The sequence below is a fragment of the Campylobacter sp. CFSAN093241 genome, assembly GCF_012889595.1.
Lineage (GTDB): Bacteria > Campylobacterota > Campylobacteria > Campylobacterales > Campylobacteraceae > Campylobacter_D > Campylobacter_D jejuni.
Genome location: NZ_CP040612.1, coordinates 1,380,077 through 1,396,657, shown reverse-complemented (window position 1 = coordinate 1,396,657; position 16,581 = coordinate 1,380,077). Strand labels below are relative to the sequence as shown.

At 27.3% G+C, this 16,581-nt stretch carries 11 protein-coding genes; 10 read left to right on the top strand and 1 reads right to left on the bottom strand.

The window, feature by feature from the left end; all coding sequences use genetic code 11:
• Window positions 1–37: 37 nt before the first annotated feature.
• From kpsM to FBE96_RS07030, 7 genes are read left to right on the top strand one after another with little or no spacing between them, the layout of a single operon-like run.
• On the top strand, window positions 38–820 hold the full coding sequence (gene kpsM / locus FBE96_RS07060) for a capsule polysaccharide transporter KpsM (RefSeq protein WP_002871866.1): 783 nt from the start codon (window positions 38–40) through the stop codon (window positions 818–820).
• Entirely contained in the window at window positions 817–1,479 is a 663-nt protein-coding gene (locus tag FBE96_RS07055) for an ABC transporter ATP-binding protein (protein ID WP_002871867.1), read from the top strand. Before kpsM ends, FBE96_RS07055 begins: the two co-directional genes overlap by 4 nt.
• A complete protein-coding gene (locus tag FBE96_RS07050) occupies window positions 1,479–2,597 on the top strand; it encodes a capsule polysaccharide transporter (RefSeq protein ID WP_002871868.1) in 1,119 nt (372 codons plus the stop codon). The genes FBE96_RS07055 and FBE96_RS07050 overlap by 1 nt, the downstream gene beginning before the upstream one ends.
• Before the next feature lies 1 nt (window position 2,598).
• Window positions 2,599–4,257 carry a polysaccharide biosynthesis/export family protein gene (locus tag FBE96_RS07045; protein WP_002871869.1) on the top strand — a complete coding sequence of 553 codons (1,659 nt, stop codon included), beginning with the start codon at window positions 2,599–2,601 and terminating at the stop codon, window positions 4,255–4,257.
• Window positions 4,258–4,266: 9 nt separating this feature from the next.
• Window positions 4,267–5,214 (top strand): KpsF/GutQ family sugar-phosphate isomerase, encoded by a 948-nt coding sequence (locus tag FBE96_RS07040; protein ID WP_002871870.1) that lies wholly within the window; start codon window positions 4,267–4,269, stop codon window positions 5,212–5,214.
• Window positions 5,214–6,839: a galactosyltransferase-related protein gene (locus tag FBE96_RS07035; RefSeq protein ID WP_002871871.1), complete on the top strand. Its 1,626-nt coding sequence runs from the start codon at window positions 5,214–5,216 to the stop codon at window positions 6,837–6,839. Before FBE96_RS07040 ends, FBE96_RS07035 begins: the two co-directional genes overlap by 1 nt.
• A 1-nt stretch (window position 6,840) precedes the next feature.
• The gene (locus FBE96_RS07030) at window positions 6,841–9,357 is read left to right on the top strand and encodes a CDP-glycerol glycerophosphotransferase family protein (RefSeq protein WP_002871872.1); all 2,517 of its coding nucleotides are present in this window, start codon (window positions 6,841–6,843) and stop codon (window positions 9,355–9,357) included.
• Here the strand turns inward: FBE96_RS07030 and FBE96_RS07025 are convergent.
• Entirely contained in the window at window positions 9,346–11,142 is a 1,797-nt protein-coding gene (locus FBE96_RS07025; RefSeq protein WP_052792738.1) for a DUF2972 domain-containing protein, read from the bottom strand. The genes FBE96_RS07030 and FBE96_RS07025 overlap by 12 nt on opposite strands.
• 128 nt (window positions 11,143–11,270) lie before the next feature.
• On the opposite strand from FBE96_RS07025, the gene FBE96_RS07020 reads away from it, so the two are divergent.
• From FBE96_RS07020 to FBE96_RS07010, 3 genes are read left to right on the top strand one after another with little or no spacing between them, the layout of a single operon-like run.
• On the top strand, window positions 11,271–14,996 hold the full coding sequence (locus FBE96_RS07020) for a glycosyltransferase (RefSeq protein ID WP_002872111.1): 3,726 nt from the start codon (window positions 11,271–11,273) through the stop codon (window positions 14,994–14,996).
• Entirely contained in the window at window positions 14,996–15,541 is a 546-nt protein-coding gene (locus FBE96_RS07015) for a dTDP-4-dehydrorhamnose 3,5-epimerase family protein (protein WP_002872112.1), read from the top strand. Before FBE96_RS07020 ends, FBE96_RS07015 begins: the two co-directional genes overlap by 1 nt.
• Window positions 15,541–16,581 (top strand): NAD-dependent epimerase/dehydratase family protein, encoded by a 1,041-nt coding sequence (locus FBE96_RS07010; RefSeq protein ID WP_002872113.1) that lies wholly within the window; start codon window positions 15,541–15,543, stop codon window positions 16,579–16,581. The genes FBE96_RS07015 and FBE96_RS07010 overlap by 1 nt, the downstream gene beginning before the upstream one ends.

The following is a 16,581-nucleotide window of genomic DNA, read 5'->3' as shown; positions in this document are numbered from 1 at the left end:
ATTATAGTTTATGTAAATTGTTAGGTATAGAAAATAAATGTTAAATGTAATTCACGCTTTATTTTTTAGAGAGTTAAAAACTAGATTTGGAAAAAATAGGTATCTTGGATATATATGGGTAGTTGGAGAGCCTATGAGTGTTGTACTTTTGGTGACTATTATAGGAACTGTTATTAGGGAATATCATCATCAAGTTATGCCTGAAGGAATTTCTATTTTTATGTTTTTGATTTCAGGCATTATGCCTTTTTTTATGTTTAGAAGTATAGTAACTCAGCTTATGAATGGAATAGGGGCAAATTTATCTTTGTTTGCCTATAAACCTGTAAAACCTATACATGTATTTATTGCTAGAACTTTACTCGAGTTTTGTATTTATTTTGTGATTTTTATCACTGTGCTTTTTTTTGCAGGGTGGTTCTTTAGACTCGATGTATTTCCTGTTCATTTACTTGGAGTTTTATTTTGTATTTTTTTACTCATATGCTCAGCTTTTGCTTTAGGGATTTGTTTCGCTATTGTTTGGCACTTTGTAGAACCTTTAAGAACTTTATTAGCTTATTTTAGTATAGTATTTTATTGGAGTTCTGGGATTATATTTCCCACTTGGTTAACTCCTCGTCCTTTACTTGATATATTTTATTACAATCCTTTGCTTCACATAATGGAGCTTTTAAGATTTAATTTTTTTGAAAATTATCCTTTGCAAGATGAATATAGTTATTTTTATGCTATATTTTGGATTTTACTTGTTTTATTTATAGGGCTTTTTATTTACTACTATAATAGACAAGCTCTAACGGCGGCAAAAAAAGAATGATAAAGCTAATTAATCTAACTAAATCTTATCCTTTATTTAGTGGTGGAAGGCATTATGTTTTTAAAAATTTTACTTTTGAATTTCCTGAAAATTGTAGCATAGGTTTAATGGGATATAATGGCGCAGGCAAGTCCACTCTCATGAGACTTTTAAGCGGAGCAGAGCTTCCTGATAGTGGCAAGATAATTACTAATAAAAAATTATCTTGGCCTTTGGGTTTAAATGGAGCTTTTCAAGGTTCTTTAACTGCCAGAGATAATGCTAAATTTGTAGCTAGGGTGTATGGATATAAGGGTAAAGAACTTCAAGAAAAAGTAAAATTCGTAGAAGATTTTGCTGAAATAGGAAAATTTTTTGATGAGCCTATGAAGACTTATTCTTCGGGAATGAGTGCTAGGATAGCTTTTGGACTTAGTATGGCTTTTGATTTTGATTATTATTTGATCGATGAGGCTGGAGCTGTTGGAGATCCTGCTTTTAGGGAAAAAAGCGTGAAATTATATAGAGAAAGATTAAGCAAATCAAAGGTGATTATGGTATCTCATAATGTAGCTGAAATTAAAGAATGGTGTGATAAAATAATTTATATGAAAAATGGACAAATTACGGTTTATGATGATGTAGATGAAGGAATAGCTGTATATCAAGGAAAAGTTTAATGGAAGAAAATAAAACTTTATTAGAAAAAATCAAAGATTTAAGTATATTTGATTCTTTTAAAATTGTTTGGTTTATAATGATTTTTGTTGTGATTTATTATACATTGATTGCAGCACCAAGATATGTAAGCACGATGATTTTAGATGTTAGATCAACAAGTGGAGAAAGTGCTCAAACAAGTGGAATTTTGTCTTTGCTTGGTAGTACTTCTACAGCAAGCGAAGATTTAAATTATCTAAAAGGTTATATAGAATCAAGTGATATGTTAAAAATTTTAGATGGGAAAATTAAACTTAAAAGTCTTTATCAAGAACAACATATAGATTTGCCTTTTAAAATTTGGGATTCAAGTTCGATAGAATCTTATCTTAAATATTACCAAGCAAGAGTTAAGGTGCATACGGATGAAACTACTAAGCTTTTGCAGGTAGAAGTAGAAGGTTTTACACCTAAATCAGCTCATTTGATTGCTCAAACTATTATGCAAGAAAGCGAAAAGTTTATCAACGAAATCTCTCATAAAGCAGCTAGAGAACAAATGGCTTTTGCTGAAAATGAAGTACAAAAATACAAAGAACGATATCAAAAAGCACAAAATGATTTGATTGCTTTTCAAAATAAATATGGGGTTTTTGATCCCTTGAAACAAGCTGAAGCTAAAGCAAGTTTGGTTGCGCAAATTGAGACTAATTTAGCTCAAAAAGAAGCTAAACTTTTAACTTTACAAAGCTATATGAATGATGCAGCACCTGAAGTAGTAGCACTTAAAGCAGAAATTGAAGCGATTAAAAAACAGCTTTTAAGGGAAAAATCTAAAATTTCAGCTAACAATTCTTCTCAAAAGCTTAATGATTTGGCTGCTAAATTTCAAGATCTAACTATAGAAGCTACTTTTGCGCAAAAAGCTTATGAAGCAGCTTTAAAAGCTTATGAAAGTGCTAGAATAGAAGCATTAAGAAAAATAAAACAACTTGTCATCATTCAAAGTCCAGATATTCCAGAAAGCGCAAAATATCCTGAAAGAATTTATGATATTTTAACAGCATTTATTGTATTATCTTTGATTTTTGGGATTGTTAAATTTATTAAAATGATAATAGAGGAGCATAAGTATTAAAATGAAAAAAATATTAATTTTACTTTTTAGTTGTATTTTATGTTTTGGAGCTGTGGATATTTCACAAATCATTTCAGCAGAGGATCAAGGTTCTACTACAACTAGCATAGATCAAAATTTAAGTTCAAATTATGATATAGCAAATAAAGAAAATAATCTTACAAAAATTCATCAAATTTTAGTATTCGGTGCTCATCTTTTTAATGGAAATTTTAAAAATTACAATCAAAGAGTTTATAACCCAGATTATAAGATCGCAGTTGGTGATCAAATCAGTCTTAAAATTTGGGGAGCTGTTGAGTTTTCGCAAGTTTTAGCGGTGGATTCTCAAGGAAATATTTTTATCCCTAAAGTAGGAGCTGTAAATTTACTAGGCGTGAAAAATAGTGCCCTTGTAAGTGTTATAAAAGCACGTGTTAATAAAATCTATAAAAGCAATGTTTTTGTTTATGCAGATATGAATGCTTATCAAAATGTCAGTGTTTTTGTAACAGGAAGTGTTAATGCTCCAGGACTTTATCAAGGACTTAGTTCGGATTCAGTGATTCAGTATCTTGATAAAGCAGGGGGTATAAATTTAGAATATGGAAGTTTTAGAGATATTCAAATTTTGCGTAATAACAGCGTGATAAAAAATATCGATTTATATGATTTTTTGCTAAAAGGACAAATGGATCTTTTTCCTTTTAGAAGCGGAGATGTTATTTTAGTAGGAAATGTTCAAAATTACGCTTTTGTTAACGGTGATGTGCAAAGACCTTTTCGTTTTGAACTTTCAAATGATATTAAAACTTTAGCTGACTTAGCTAGAGTATCAGGTGCTAAACCTATCGTGACTAATGCTATCGTAAAAAGTTATGGTGAAGATCATAAACTTGATGTCAGTGCTTATAATAAAATGCAATTTTCAAAAGTTTTACTTAGAACGGGAGATGAGGTAGAATTTCACCCTGAGTATGTTTCTGAAAATATAACTATAAGTGTAAATGGCGAGCATAATGGTTTAAAAACTTTAGTTGTGGGTAAAGGAACGACTTTAGAAGATATTTCTAAATTAATTAAAGCTAATCCACAATCAAACATGCAAGCTTTACAAGTGTTTAGAAAAAGTGTAGCTAGAACTCAAAAAGAACTTATCAATGCTCAGCTTAAAGAGCTTGAAACTCTAGCTTTAACTAGTGGTTCTGTTACAGCTCAAGGTGCAGCTATAAGAGCTCAACAGGCAAAAACGATTTTAGAATTTATCCAAAGAGCTAAGCAAGTAGAGCCTAAGGGTCAAATTGTCATTGATAATCCAAAGTCTTATAATTCGGTTATTTTAGAAGACGGTGATACTATTAATGTACCAAGTAAGAATAATCTCATCATAGTTCAAGGTGAGGTTTCTTTACCTGGAGCTTTTGTGTATGATAAGGGCAAAGATTTAAGATATTATATCAATCTTGCAGGAGGTTATGGAGAAAGAGCGGATACTTCAAAAGTTTTGGTGATACGAAGCAATGGAAAAGCTGAAAAATATCATAGTGATATAGATATGAAACCAGGCGATTCTGTGTTGGTATTGCCAAAAGTAGATAGTGAGAATTTGCAAATTTTTTCAATGTTAACTCAAATTCTTTATCAAATTGCTATCGCAACCAATGTTGTGCTTAATCTTTAAGGTTTAAAAATGAATACTCTTGAAATAGCCAAAGAAGTCTTTGAAAAAGAAGCACAAGCTATTTTGGATTTGGCTAAAAATTTAGATGAAAATTTTAATCAAGCTGTGAATTTGATGCTAAATACCAAAGGGCGTTGCATAGTCAGTGGAATGGGTAAATCGGGTCATATAGGTGCTAAGATAGCAGCTACTTTAGCAAGTACAGGAACGCCAAGCTTTTTCATCCATCCAGGAGAGGCTTTGCATGGAGATCTTGGAATGCTAACTCCTGAAGATGTTTTAATTACTATTTCAAATTCAGGAGAAACTGAAGAAATTTTAAAAATTATTCCAGCTATAAAAAAGCGTAAAATTCCACTTATAGTAATGTGTGGTAAAAAAAATTCCACCCTTGTAAAGCAAAGCGATATATTTTTAAATATAGCTGTGGAAAAGGAAGCTTGTCCTTTGCAGCTTGCTCCTATGTCTTCGACAACCGCAACTTTGGTTATGGGGGATGCTTTAGCTGCTGCTTTGATGAAGGTAAGAAATTTCAAGCCTGATGATTTTGCCCTTTTTCATCCAGGGGGGAGTTTGGGGCGTAAGCTTTTAACCAAGGTAAAAGATCTTATGGTTTCAAATAACCTTCCTATAGTGCATCCTGATACTGAATTTAACGATCTTGTTGATGTGATGACTAGTGGAAAGCTAGGGCTTTGTGTGGTACTTGAAAATGAAAAATTAGTGGGTATCATCACTGATGGGGATTTGCGTCGTGCTTTAAAGACAAGCGATAAACCAAGATTTGATTTTAGAGCCAAAGAAATCATGAGTACAAATCCTAAAGTAGTCGATGCTGATGCTATGGCAAGTGAAGCAGAGGAGATCATGCTAAAACATAAAATCAAAGAAATTATAGTAGGGAAAGAAGAAAGGGTTATAGGGATTATCCAGCTTTATGCTATAGGAAATGTTTAATGGCTCTTTTATCTGTTATTATTCCTTTTGGCTTAAGTAAGGAGCGTCCTTATATAGAAGAAAGGGTTATTGAGAAAGCAAAATATTTTAAAAGTGATGAGAATATAGAATTTATTTTTGTTGAAGGATATTCATCTAAAAATCACGAGCTTAAAAATTTTATCCAAGCAAACCATCATATTTATCTTAAAGATATGGAGCAAAAAGCTTTTTCTCAAGGAAAATGCAGAAATTTAGGAGCAAGTTGTGCGCATTCAAATGTTCTTTTGTTTTTGGATGTAGATTGTTATATTTCCTTGGATAATTTTGAAAAAATTTTAAAACTAATTCAAATTAAAAATATTGCTCAAAATATCAATGCTTTGATAGTTTTGCCTGTGGTGTATCTTAATAAAGAAGCTAATGAAAAATTAAAACAATACGATGAAGAATTTTGGGATATTTTGATACAAGAGGATTTATTTATAGCAAAAAATACTTGGGTAAAATTTTTTTCCCCAAGTTCTACTTCAAGTATTGTGATAAATAAGCATCAGTTTTTAAGATTGGGTGGAAATGATGAAAATTTTATCGGGCATGGTTATGAAGATTTTGATCTTTTTGCTAGAATTTTAAAAGCTTGTGTGAGTTTTGAAAAAATGCCTGCTAATTTAAGTTATGATGCTAGAAATTGGAATTTTTTTGACTTTAAAGGTTTTAGATCTTGGTTTTCATTACTTGGTTATGAGGCTTGTTTTTATGGAATTTATATGTATCATTTTTATCATATAGAACCCAATCAAAACGCTTATATGCAAAATAAAGATAAGAATCATCGGCTTTTTTATAAGCATTTAAAAAATATCAAAAAACACGATTTAAAGCCTTTGCAAGTTTTTAAAGCCAAAGGTGAAAAAGTTTTAATGCTTTTTAAAGATCAAAATTATGATTTTAAGGATATTAGTGTTTATATGGGAGAAATCATCTATAAAAATATCAGTGATTTTTTTATAGATAAAGAGTTAAAATATGAACTTTTGTTGGATTTTTTACAACAAGAAAAAATCACTAAAATATTTTTAGATGCAAGTATAAAACTACAATTTGATGGTATAGATTATTGTGATATTTTTTATTTTCAAAAAGGAATTTTGCCTCATTCTTGGTTTTTTGGAAAAAATTTAGATTTAGATTATAAACAAGATTTAAATTTAAGCGAGCAAAAACTTTATCAAATGAAAAAATATTTCTTAACTTTAAAGAAGGATGAAAAAAAAGTTATCTTAGATTTTTTAAGCCAAAATAATGATAAGCATGATTTGTATGAAATGCTTTATTATTTAATTAACGAGCTTTATAGTTTTGAGCATGAGGGAATTTTTTATCAAATCATCATTGATAAAGAAAAAATGCTGATGGCGCAAAAACATGATAAAAGCTTTTATCCTTTAGGATCTTTTGTTTATAAACCTTATTTGTATGAGCTTAGAAACATAAGACCTTTTTTATTTTTGATGAAAATTTTAGGTTTGGAGTATCTTGGTGCTATTATTTCACATACTAAATTTTATCGTTTAGCAAGAAAATTGTTTTTTAATCCCAAGGGTTTTTTTGAAGATTTAAGAGCTAAAAAGGCTAGAAATTGATATGTTGTTAAAAGCAAAGTATAAAAAAAATATATTTTTCTTCTTTAAAAGTTTGCTAATTTCCATGCAAAATTTTTTAAAACAATTTAAACCTAAAAAATACAAAGCCTATAATAAATATGTCATAGTTTCAGCGGTTTATAATGTGGAAAAATATTTAGATGATTTTTTTAAGTCTATAATTAATCAAAGATTGGATTTTAAAAGTAATATTTATCTAATTTGCGTTGATGATGGTTCTACTGATAATTCAGCCAATATCATTAAAAAATATCAAAAAAAATACCCAAAAAATATTACCTATCTATATAAAGAAAATGGTGGTCAGGCAAGTTCGAGGAATTTAGGTTTAAAATATTTAAAAGAAAATGATTTAAATATTTTTTGGGTAACCTTTACTGATCCTGATGATTTTTTAGATAGGGATTATTTTTATGAGGTAGATAGTTTTTTAAAAAAACAAAATAATATAGCTATGGTGGCTACAAATATTATTTTTTATAGAGAAAAAAGAAAGATTTTATATAAAGATACTCATGCTTTAAATTTTAAATTCAAAAGACAAAAAAGTGTTTATGATAATATAAAATTAAATGAAAATATTCAACTTTCGGTTGCATCATGTTTTCTAAGATGTGATTATTTTAAAGATACTTTTTTTGATGAAAATTTGATCTTAAATTTTGAAGATGGAAAATTTATTAATATTTATTTATTTAAAAATTTAAATCTAAAATCTGTATTTTTAAAAAATGCAAGATATTTTTATAGAAAAAGATTTGACAAAAGTTCCACTTTAGATAAAAAAAATGAAAATAAATTTTACTATTTGGAAATTTTAGAAAAAGGATATTTGGAGCTTTTAAATTTCGTAGCAAAGCAAGATAAAATTCCTATTTTCATACAAAATGTTATTTTGTATGAACTATTTTGGCAGGTGCAAGAACTGGTTAATCATCCTGAAAAATTATCTTTTATGAATCAAGCTAAAATTCATAAATATCTTGATTTGCTTGATCAAGTTTTTTGTTTTATTGATAAGCAGAGTATAATAAAATTTAATTTTAATCCTTTTTTGTTTTTACACAAAATGGGATTTTTACATTGTTTTAAAAAAGAAAAAGTACCTATAGATACAGTTTTTATTGAACAAATAGATGATAAAAATGATGAAATTTTGATTAAATTTTATACTGCAGATATTAATGATGAAGTTAAAATGCTTTTTGATGATAAGTCTGCTAAAATCATTTGTTCAAAAATCAGACAATATGATTTTTTAAACCGAGTTTTTATTTATGAAAGAAGAATTTGGTTTAAATTTTTTATAAATGCTAAAAATATGATTTGTTTTATTAACGATAAAAATGTTGGCATAATCTATCAAGAAAAAAAGTGCACTTTTTATGATGTTTTTTATGAAATTAAAAAATTAAAAAAAAGAAGAGCTAAGAATAAATCATTATGGCTTTTTGCTGATATGCCTTTTAGAGCTGATGATAATGCTGAACATTTATATCGCTATGTTATGAAAAATCATCTTAAACAAAATATTGTTTTTGTTCTTAGAAAAAATTCTCATGATTATAAAAGGCTAAAAAAAGAAGGTTTTAAACTTGTTGATCCAAAAAGTTTTAAATTTAAATATTTGGTTTTTAAGGCTGATAAACTTATTTCATCACATATTGATAGGTATTTTTTTGAAGCTTTGGGGGAAAATACTTTAAAGACTAAAGATTTCATATTTTTACAACATGGGATCACAAAAGATGATTTATCTTCTTGGTTGAATCAAAGAAAAATTGATTTATTTATTACTGGAATGCAAGATGAATATGATTCTATAGTAGGAGATTTTAATCGTTATAAATTTACTCCAAAAGAGGTAAAATTAACAGGATTTCCTAGATGGGATGCTTTGCTTAAAAATAATAAAATAAACACTAAACAAATTCTTATTATGCCTACTTGGAGAGAATATATAGTAGGTTCTTATAGTAAAAAATTAATGAAAAGAAGATTTAATCCAAAATTTTATGAAAGTGAGTATTTTTATAGATGGGGTTCTTTTTTACACAGTAAAAAATTACAAGAATTACATGAAAAATATAATTACAAAATAGTTTTTAATCCTCATCCACAAATTAGACCTTATTTGGAAGGTTTTGATTTACCAAATTATATTATAACACCTTCTGTTGAAATAAGTATGCAAAAGCTTTTTTGTGAATCATCTTTAATGATAACGGATTATTCAAGCGTGGCTTTTGAGATGGCCGTTTTAAAAAAGCCCGTGATTTATTATCAATTTGATAAAAATGAATTATTTTCTAGGCATATATATACTCAAGGTTATTTTGATTATAATAAAGATGGATTTGGAACTGTAGTTTTAGATATAGATAATCTATTATATGAATTAAAAATGAAGCTACAAAACCATAGTTTTAAAAATAATTTTTTAATCCCTAAGGCAAATTCTTTAGAAAAAGTTACACAAGTAATTTTATCCATCTAACTCCTTACACATTTTTTCAAATTCTTGATAGTATTTCCATGATGCTACTATATCTGGGCGATGTTGTTTGATATGGGTTAATTCATAACTCATCATTTTTTGCAACTTTCTTCTTCTATAGGGATCATGTTTATAAATATCAATATATTGTTGTTCTTTAATTCGTATCTTTTTTTCTTGAACTAATTTTTGCTTTAATGTTTTATTAAAATTAAAAAAATATAATTTCAATTCTTTTATAATATTATCTATTAATTTTAAATTATCAGATAATTTAATTAATATTTTAAATACATTTGAATTAGTTATTGTTAATGTAATATCTTTATAGCAATTTGTATCAAATGTAGAATGAGAATCTATAATTAATAGCTCTATGCCTTCTAAAACGTTTAAAGTCAGTGGAAATATAATTTTTAAATCTCCTATAATATTTTCAGAATAATTATATTCTTGATTATAAGATATATTTATAAAATTACATATTTTTTGAATTGTGTTTTTTGTGTCTACTCCTATAATATCTTTTATATCAATATAAAGAACATCTAAAATATTATCAAAATTTTGTAGCATCGAATACTCCATTACACAAGTTCTAAATCCCATTTCTTGATGTAATGCAGGCCAAGATAAAAAATTTTTTAGATTTAATCTAATTGGATGATTTTCTCCGCTCGAAAAATAATAAAAACGATCGAAAACATCACTTAAATTAGTTTGTAGATCAAAATTCATAATTGCGTCAGATTTTCTAGTTCTATGATTTATATAGCAAGTAAATATTTCAAAATAATCTCTTACTTGAAAAATAAATTTACATTTTTTTTGAATCAATTTACAAAATTTTTCAAAATCATTAAAATGATAATCTTTTAAGCGTATGCCTTTTATATGATCAATATCATTTAATAAGATATTAAGAGCATATTTATATCTTTGTAATCCTGTTTCATAATTAAAAAAATTATCCGGAATAATAATTTTATTGTAAGATAAAAATACTTTTAATGCTTCAGTCCCAGTTCCATGTCCACCAAGCCACACAAACTCATAGTTATCTGGTAAAGGCAAATTCATTTCCCAAGCAAGTTCAGCTGGTATATTATGATAATTGATTTTTTCATTTTTATCATTTAATTTCTTAGGATCAAGTAATGAAGGATAAGGATGGTTTTCTTTTTTGTATCTTTCTTTGAAATCATCTGATAATAACCATTCTTCTATAAGATCGAAATTTTGTATAAAATAATTAAAATTGTGAAAGATATTATCTAATATTGCTTTATAATCTTGATGAATTTTTAATATATTTTTTATTCTTGAAAATTCTTTTAAAAATAATTGTTTATTATCTATCAAACCTTCAAGGATACTAGAGTTAATCTGATCAAATTCTTTAAAAATTTCTCTAAAAATTTGAAATTCTTTATTTGCTTTTTTAATATTATTTTTTAATTTAAATCCACCCCCTGTATACCAAGTTTGATAAGCTTTGATTAAAACTTCACCTAGCATATAAGACAAATGAAATTTATATCTTAAAGCTTGCTCATAATCACTACATGCTTCTAAACTTGGGTATTTGAGTTGAGGAAAAACTTGTATGGTTTGTTGATAAATTTTTTGTTCTTTTTTGTGTTGTTTTTTAATTTTATAAAGTTTTTTAAATAATGCTATATACCCCCCCCCACTACTACTGTTTGTAAAATCAATCATAGCTTGACCTAGTTTGTAAGCAAGATGATTTTTTACTCTTTCTATAGCCGAATTCGGATTATGCATAAAAGATTCCTTATAAAAATTTTTATTTTTAATACAAAAATAAGTTATTATTATACATTATAATTATATAATAAAAACCAAAAGAAATGAAATTTAGTTTTTGTTATATGCAGCTAGGATATTAAAAAATGAAAACCGTAGGCGTAGTTATCCCAATCTATAATGTAGAAAAATATTTAAGAGAATGTTTAGATAGTGTTGTTAATCAAACTTATAAAAATTTACAAGTTGTACTTGTAAATGATGGTAGCACAGATGAAAACTCACTCAATATTGCAAAAGAATATACTTTAAAAGATGAAAGATTTATACTTTTTGATAAGGAGAATGGAGGACAAAGTACCGCAAGAAATGTAGGTATAGAATATTTTTCTGGTGATTTTTGTTTTAATATCATTAACGAAGAACTGCAAGTTGACAAGCATCAGTTGGTAGAATTTTCTATAAAAAATAATAATTCTCGTGCTATTCACAAAATTTACAAAAGTTCTAATTATTTTGCAAATAAGAAAGAAGCGATCAATTTTAAAAATCCAAACATTGATTTTATTGTATTTTTAGATCCTGATGATTATTGGACATTAGATTGCATTGAAGAATGTGTTAAAAGATCAGATAATATGGATATAGTTTGGTTTGACTATCAGATGTTTTATGATAATATTGAAGAAAAACATTATAAACATAAAACAAATTTAACAAAATCTCAAATGCAAATTTATGAATATTATAAACCAGAGAAAATTACATCCATGCAATGGCTTGAGAGATGTTTAAAAATTCAAGCCGACCTTCCTTTTTGGTGTGTGTGTGGGGGTATATATTCTTTTGCTTATTTGCAGAAAATAAAATTAAAATTTTTAGATGGCTTAATTCATGAGGATGTACATTTTGGGATGTTGCTTTTTGCTCAAGCTAAGCATATATATGTATTTCCAAAAGTTTTATATTATTATCGTATACGTTCAGCTTCTACTGCTTCTTATGATAAAATAACTACTAAGGCTAATATTGCCCCCTATATTGAACATTTGTGTGATGTTTTTGATGGTGATGTTAAAGCAGCTAAAGAATATCATGCAAAAAGCAGTATTTTTTTAAATGCTTGGCATATTAGAGAATTTATTGCCAAGGAGTATGATAAAGAAAAAGGGAAATTGCTAGAAGAGGCGTTTTTTATGTTTTTATATTTTTGGTATTTTGATTTTGTGGAGTTAAAACATGATCCTAGAAGAATCAAAGAGCTTTTTAGAGAGCATAAGCCCATTTACGAATGCAATCATAAACGCTATCCCGAATTTGACTTTTTTTGTAAATATGGTTTAGTAAGATATAGAATCCAAAAACAACTTTCTTATAGAATAGGTTATGTTCTTACTCGTGCTAAAATTTATAATTTTTATTTAATTCCTTTTAGATTGATTTTAGAATTTATTAAATTTAAAATGGAAAAAAATAAAAAAAAGCTACCTAAATTAGATGAATATCCTGATTTTAATGATGTGAATCGGGTTAAAAATCATCTTTCTTATCTTATTGGTGAAGCTTTAATTAAGTCTATAAAACAATGGTATTTAGGCAAACCTTTGATTTTACCTTTTGCTTGGTATGCGATATATAAAAAAAAGAAAATAAAGAAGTCCGACTATAAAAAACAAGTTGCTCATAAACCTTATTTTATCCTTCCTGATCATACTTTGCTTAATATTTCTAAATATAAAAAAGCTATGCAAAGTTCTTTAAGTATTTATTCCAAATTTAATGATGCTTCTAGAGCTATAAACACTGATATAATTTGTGATTATGCTTTTTGCACTTCTAAAGATCAATGGTCTTGGTGGATGGTTGATTTACTTGATACTTATTTTTTGGAGAAAATTAGAATTTTAAATGTTAAGAATACTTTTTTAAGATCTAGTATGCGTGATATCAAAATTTATGTTTCAATCGATAATACACAATGGACACTTATTCCTCAAAATTTTTATATATGGAAATATAATAATTTTGAATGTGATGTTGTTATATCTAATAGAGTTGAAGCAAGATATATAAAAATACTTTTAGAAAGAAAGGTTCTTAGTTTGAGTAAAGTTGAAGTATTTAAAAAAAGAAAAAAAGGTTATATTATATCTTCTAAACCAGATGGATTAGGTATGAGAATAGCTAGCATTTTAGTAGGTATGTATTTAGCTAAAAAAATGAATTTCGAATTCGGATTTTTGTGGCATAACTCTATAGATTTGGCTTTCATGGGGATTACACAATCTTGCAAAGATGAAAAATTGAATTACTTAGGCAATTGTATGGATGAGGTTGATATTGTATTTGGTGAAAGTTTTATTGAGCAATATTTTTTACCATCAGAAGGACTAGAATATAGCCATGGTAATGCTATAAGAAAAGATAAAAGAACTTTTGAGTATCTGACAGATCAAGAAAATTTTGAAAAGGAATGGGGGTGGTATTCTACAGATATTTTGCCAAATTTATGGATCGAAGATTGTAAAGAGAGTGAGTGCTTACATGAAATACAACAGATTTATACTACAATTAATTTTTCAAAACAATATCAAGATATTTTAATTAAGGTTCAAGATGATATTGCGAAATTACAAGCTAAATTTATTGCTTTGCATATTAGAGGCGGGGATATTATTTTTTCAAACATAAGAAAAGCTCCTAGTTTTACTCCTGTTATAGAAAGGCTTTTTCCTTATGAGATTGCTTTAGAGATTGCTATAAAAGAATTGGATAAAAATAATAATATTGTAGTCTTTGGGCAAGATTTAAATGCTAATCAAGAATTGGTTGATTATCTAAAGTCTTTTAAACAATATAATCATTTAAAAATTCTTGATATCAGTTCATTTATAGATCCTAATTATACTGAAATGCAAAGAGCTTTTTTTGAAATTAATTTTATGTCCAAAGCCGAAAAAATTTATTCAGCCAAAGAATCAGTTTTCTCAAAATTAGCAATGATGATTTCTGGAAGCAATAAGTTAATATCTTTTCATGATATTTTTTCAAAAGATGAGCAATTGAAATTGATAATTCAAAATATGAATAAATTGTCTTTACATTTTTTGCAAAAAGCTATGTCTTCATTTCGATTATTTCAACTTTCAAGAGAATTAAATTTGCCATTAGAAAATCAAATTAAATATCTTGATGAGGCTTTAAAATTAGACAATGATAATGATGGATATAGAATTTATAAAATGCAATGTTTATTTATGCAACAAGATTATAATCAGATTAATGAAAATATTAAAATAATTTTGGAAAACCGTTATGAGTCTTTTTTTCAAACCTTATTATCACATTCTTTAGGAGCTTTTAATGACTGTTATCAAGATTATATTAATTTCAATGATGAAAAATATCCATATATTTTTATCGTAGGATTTAAAATTTCTAGTTTTTTAGGCGACCTCAAAAGGGCTCAATATTTAAAATTGATCTTGCTAAAAAATAAAAACAATACTGAAAAAGACTTATTATTGAGATATTTAACTAATGATTGTTTTAGTGCTGTAGGCTATGTTAAATCAGATATCAGATATCAATTAGGGAATGCTTTGATTAAAATGGAAATTATAAAAACATTTCAGATTTTATATAGAGAAAAAAAACAAAATAAACTTCTTAGAGAACATCCTATTGGAAATTTAGACTTAAAATCTTGCTCAGATTATTATGAATCTCTAGAATGTAAAAAACATCTTTCTTATCAATTAGGAGATTTGATACTTAAAGCTCATCAAAACAGATATAAAGGAGCTTATTTTATTTTGCCTTATAAAATATACATGCTTTATAAGAATTTTAAATACAAAAAAGGCAAATAATGGCAATAGAATTTGATATACAAGAATCAAAAATTCTAAAAGGTGTATATATTATAACTCCTAATAAATTTAGAGATTTAAGAGGTGAAATTTGGACAGCTTTTACAAGTGAAGCTATAGATAAACTCTTGCCAAATGGATTAAAATTTATACACGATAAATTCATACATTCTAAACACAATGTTATCCGCGGTATCCATGGCGATGTAAAAACTTATAAGCTTGCAACTTGTATTTATGGGGAAATTCATCAGGTGGTGGTAGATTGCAGAAAAGATTCACCAACTTATTTGAAGCATGAAAGATTCATCATAAATCAAGATAATCAGCAAATCATTTTAGTTCCAGCAGGTTTTGGAAATGCTCATTATGTTAGCAGTGAAAGTGCAGTTTATTACTATAAATGTGCTTATTTAGGAGAATATATGGATGCACATGATCAATTTACTTATGCATGGAATGATGAAAGAATAGGCATAGATTGGCCAACAAATTCTCCTATCCTTTCAGAGCGTGATATTTTAGCGATGAGTAAGGATAAATGATGCAAAAAGATTCTAAAATTTATATAGCAGGGCATGGCGGCACTTTGGGAAAAACTCTTTATAATACACTTATAGATGAGGGTTTTAATAATATTATCGTAAAAACAAGAAAAGAATTAGATTTAGTAGATCAAAAAGCTGTGACTGATTTTTTCGCAAAAGAAAAACCAGAATATGTTTTTTTATGTGCTGCCAAGCTTGATACCTTAGGGCTTTTTACTCCAGCCGATGTAATTTATGAAAATAGCGTACTTCAAGCAAATATTATTCATTCATCTTATCAAAATAATGTTAAAAAGCTAATTTTTTATGGTTCTGCTTGGGCTTACCCTCAAAAAGCTATAAATCCCATTAAAGAAGAGAATTTATTAGATGGAAAGCTAGATTTAAAAGCCGTTGCATATGGTTTACCAAAAATTATAGGAACAAAAATGTGCGAAAGTTATAATTTGCAATATGGAACAAATTTTATCACTTTGTATCTTGCAAATTTGTATGGAGAAACAACCGAGTTTGATTTACAAAAAGCAAAAGTTTTACCGGCTTTGCTTCGCAAATTTCATTTAGCAAAGCTTTTAGATGAAAATAAAATTGATGAGGTTTTAAAGGATTTGCAAATGAATTTCTTAGAGCAAGCAATGGAATATTTACAAAAATTTGGTGTAAGTAAAGATAGCGTAGAAATTTGGGGTAGTGGTAGTGTAATTAGGGAATTTATTCATGCAAAAGATTTAGTCGATGCTTCTATTTATGTGATGAAAAATATAGATTTTAAAGATATTGTTTCATCTAATGAACCGCATCTTAATGTAGGAAGTGGGGAATTTTTAAGCATAAAAGAACTTGCTTGTTTGATTAAAAATATTGTTGGATTTAAGGGTGAAATTGTGTTTAACAATTCAAAACCAGATTCTACAATGGATAGAATGTTAGATAGTTCAAGATTGCAAAATTTAGGCTGGAAGGCAAAAATCAAGCTTGAAGACGGCATTAAAATGATGTATGAATGGTATTTAAAAGAGCAAAATATAAGACAATAG

Coding starts and splice junctions, on each gene's coding strand:
- kpsM (WP_002871866.1), top strand. CDS start 38: ATGTTAAATGTAATTCACGCTTTATTTTTTAGAGAGTTAAAAACTAGA.
- FBE96_RS07055 (WP_002871867.1), top strand. CDS start 817: ATGATAAAGCTAATTAATCTAACTAAATCTTATCCTTTATTTAGTGGT.
- FBE96_RS07050 (WP_002871868.1), top strand. CDS start 1,479: ATGGAAGAAAATAAAACTTTATTAGAAAAAATCAAAGATTTAAGTATA.
- FBE96_RS07045 (WP_002871869.1), top strand. CDS start 2,599: ATGAAAAAAATATTAATTTTACTTTTTAGTTGTATTTTATGTTTTGGA.
- FBE96_RS07040 (WP_002871870.1), top strand. CDS start 4,267: ATGAATACTCTTGAAATAGCCAAAGAAGTCTTTGAAAAAGAAGCACAA.
- FBE96_RS07035 (WP_002871871.1), top strand. CDS start 5,214: ATGGCTCTTTTATCTGTTATTATTCCTTTTGGCTTAAGTAAGGAGCGT.
- FBE96_RS07030 (WP_002871872.1), top strand. CDS start 6,841: ATGTTGTTAAAAGCAAAGTATAAAAAAAATATATTTTTCTTCTTTAAA.
- FBE96_RS07025 (WP_052792738.1), bottom strand. CDS start 11,142: ATGCATAATCCGAATTCGGCTATAGAAAGAGTAAAAAATCATCTTGCT.
- FBE96_RS07020 (WP_002872111.1), top strand. CDS start 11,271: ATGAAAACCGTAGGCGTAGTTATCCCAATCTATAATGTAGAAAAATAT.
- FBE96_RS07015 (WP_002872112.1), top strand. CDS start 14,996: ATGGCAATAGAATTTGATATACAAGAATCAAAAATTCTAAAAGGTGTA.
- FBE96_RS07010 (WP_002872113.1), top strand. CDS start 15,541: ATGCAAAAAGATTCTAAAATTTATATAGCAGGGCATGGCGGCACTTTG.